Below are 2947 nucleotides of genomic sequence, written 5' to 3' on the forward strand. Positions count from 1 at the left end.
GCCCCGGTCCTGCCCGCCCTCGCGCCCGCCCCGGGCGGGGCCCCCGCCGATGCGGCGGCCGCGCCGGCGGCACCGGCTGGGGCGCGGGCCCAGGGCAGAGCGCCCCCCTCCCTCAGCGAACTGCAACTCCTGCGCGTATAGGGCGGCTCTCCGGCGTTCCCGCCGGCCGAGCCCGTTCCGACACGTCCCCGTACAGGAGAAGCACCACCATGCACGCCCAGCGTTCCCTGATCCGCCGTACCGCCGCGCTGACCGCGGCCGCCACGGCCGCCCTCGTCCTCGCCGCCTGCGGCGGGAAGTCCGCCGCCCCCGCCTCCGGGCACGGGGGCGGCCACGACGCGCCCGCCTCGGCGGCCCCGTCGGCGTCCGCACCTGGCGCGGGCCCGAACAACAGCGCCGACACCGCCTTCGCCCAGGGCATGATCCCGCACCACCGCCAGGCCCTGGAGATGGCCTCCCTCGCCACCACCCGCGCGGAGTCGGCCGAGGTCAAGGCACTGGCCGACGAGATCCGCAAGGCCCAGGACCCGGAGATCACCACCTTGTCCGGCTGGCTGACCGCCTGGGGCGAGAAGGTGCCCGCCGCGGAGGGCGGCGGGCACGCCGGCCACTCCATGTCCGGGATGATGAGCGGCGAGGAGATGGACCGGCTCACCCGGGCTTCCGGCAAGGAGTTCGACACCGCGTTCCTCCAGCTGATGGTCAGGCACCACGAGGGCGCGGTGGCCATGGCCAGGACCGAGCAGAAGGACGGCGGCTACCAGCCCGCCAAGGAGATGGCCGCCGCGATCATCGGCTCCCAGAGCGCCGAGATCACCCGGATGAACGGCCTCCTCGGCAAGAACTGACCCGCGCTCCCGAGGGCCCCGCGGCGCCGCTTCCGGCGCGGCGGGGCCTTCCGCCGACTCCCTTCAGCCGCCCACCCGTGCGACGAGGAGGGCGATGTCGTCGTCCGCCGCGGCCGGCACCAGGTGGGTGAGCAGGGAGTCGCAGACGTGGTCCAGGCTGCGCTGCGGGTCCGCGAGGAGCTGCGTGAGTTCGGACAGCCGCTCGTCGAGGTCGCTGCCGCGCGCTTCGATCAGACCGTCGGTGTAGAGGACGAGGAGGCTGCCCGGCGGCACGTCGACCTCGGTGGGGGTGAAGGCGATGCCCCCGACCCCCAGCGGAACCCCGGGCGGGGTGTCGAGGATCCGCACGGTGCCGTCGGGCAGGGCCAGGGCGGGCGGCGGATGCCCGGCCCGGGTGACGGTGCAGCGGCCGGAGGCCGGGTCGACGACCACGTACAGGAACGTGGCGAGCATCGGCTCGGCGAGGTCGGCGAGGACGGCTTCCAGCTGGTGCAGCAGCCTCACGGGTGACAGGTCCAGCCGGGCGAGGGAGCGTACGGAGGCGGACAGGCGGCCCATGACGGCGGCGGCGGCGATGCCGTGGCCCATGACGTCGCCGATCAGCAGCGCGGCCTTGCCGCCGGCCAGGGCCAGCACGTCGTACCAGTCGCCGCCGATCTCGTTGACGTCGCTCGCCGGCAGGTAGCGGTGGCTGACGGCGATGCCCGCGGGCGGGGTGACGTGCTGCGGCAGCATGCTGCGCTGGAGGATGACGGCGGTCTCGTGCTCGCGGTGGTAGAGGCGGCCGTTGTCGATGCTGAGGGCCGCGCGGGCGGCGAGTTCCGCGGCGAGGGTGACGTCCTCGGAGCCGAAGGGGCCGGACGGGCCGGTGCGGAAGAAGCTGACGACGCCCAGGACCCGGTCGCGGGCCACGAGGGGGGCCATGACGAAGGAGTGCACGCCCGCCTCGACCAGTTGCGCGGGCTTGGCCGTGTGCCGGGCGGCGGAGGCGACGGCCCGTTCGTCGACGTGGGCCACCAGGTAGGGCTGGCGGCCGGAGAGCGCCTGGGTGTAGGGGGCGGTCGCGGGGAAGAGGAGGGTACGGCCGAGGGGGGCGAGGATGTCCGTCACCCGGGATCCGCCGAGCGGCGCCCGGCCCAGCCGCCGCAGGGCCACGCCGCCGGTGAGGCCCATGCCGGGCTCCTCCCCGCGGGCCAGCGCGTCGAGGACGTCCACGGTGACGGCGTCGGCGAGCCGCGGGACGGCGAGATCGGCGAGCTCCTGCGCGGTGCGCTCCAGGTCCAGGCTGGAGCCCATCCGGATGCTGGCCTCGCTGAGCAGGGCGAGGCGGCGCCGGGCCGCCGCCGCTTCGACGTGGTCGCGCTGCTGCTCGGTGATGTCGACGAGGGAGGCGATGACCCCGATCGGCTTGTGGGCGGGGTCCTCCACCCGTACGTAGGAGCAGGACCACATGTGGTCGTGGTCCGGTTCGGCCGGGGTCCGCCCGATGCGGCGCAGGTCCAGGACCGGCTCGCCGGTCTCCAGGACCCGGAGCATGGCCTCCTCCATGGCGTGGGCGTTGACCGTGGGGAGGATCTCGGCGAGGCGGCGTCCCACGTGGGCCGACTCCGGCAGCCCGTTCATGGCTTCGAGGGCGGCGTTGACCTGGAGGAAGCGCAGCTGGGTGTCGAGGATGGCGATGCCGACGGGTGAGCGGGCGAACAGGCCGTCCCATACCGCCGAGGAGCCGCGGATGCGCCGCGCGGCGGGCGCGTCGGCGGCGAAGACCAGGACGGTGGCGGCGCCGTGCCCCTGCCGGTCGGCGACGGGCGAGGCCCATATCTCCAGCTCCATCGGGTGCCCGTCGTGGTGCCAGGCCGTCACCGTGCCCATCACGCCCCGGCCGGTGGCGGCGGCCTCCCACAGGGAACGGCCCAGGCTGCGGTCGGACCCCGGATGGAGGAGGTCGGCGATGTTGCGGCCGAGCATCTGCGGCGGCGCGTAGCCGAGCAGCTGCTGCGCGACCTGGTTCCAGCGCACGATCGTGGGGGGGGGGGGGGGGGGGGGGGGGGGGGGGGGGGGGGGGGGGGGGGGGGGGGGGGGGGGGGGGGGGGGGGGGG

3 protein-coding genes are annotated in these 2947 nt (G+C 75.6%); 2 read left to right on the forward strand and 1 reads right to left on the reverse strand.

The genetic code is table 11. The features are described 5' to 3' along the window. The first annotated feature begins 9 nt into the window (after positions 1–9). A complete protein-coding gene (locus tag WDV06_RS36580) occupies positions 10–141 on the forward strand; it encodes a DUF6153 family protein (RefSeq protein WP_395514119.1) in 132 nt (43 codons plus the stop codon). Between the two features lie 68 nt (positions 142–209). Next, positions 210–848 carry a DUF305 domain-containing protein gene (locus WDV06_RS36585; RefSeq protein ID WP_395514117.1) on the forward strand — a complete coding sequence of 213 codons (639 nt, stop codon included), beginning with the start codon at positions 210–212 and terminating at the stop codon, positions 846–848. 63 nt (positions 849–911) lie between these two features. On the opposite strand, the gene WDV06_RS36590 is transcribed toward WDV06_RS36585, so the two are convergent. Further along, positions 912–2867: a SpoIIE family protein phosphatase gene (locus WDV06_RS36590; RefSeq protein ID WP_395514118.1), complete on the reverse strand. Its 1956-nt coding sequence runs from the start codon at positions 2865–2867 to the stop codon at positions 912–914. Positions 2868–2947 lie beyond the last annotated feature (80 nt).

Origin of the sequence: Streptomyces racemochromogenes (assembly GCF_044129415.1) — a bacterium.
In the GTDB taxonomy this organism is placed as follows: Bacteria; Actinomycetota; Actinomycetes; order Streptomycetales; family Streptomycetaceae; genus Streptomyces; species Streptomyces racemochromogenes_A.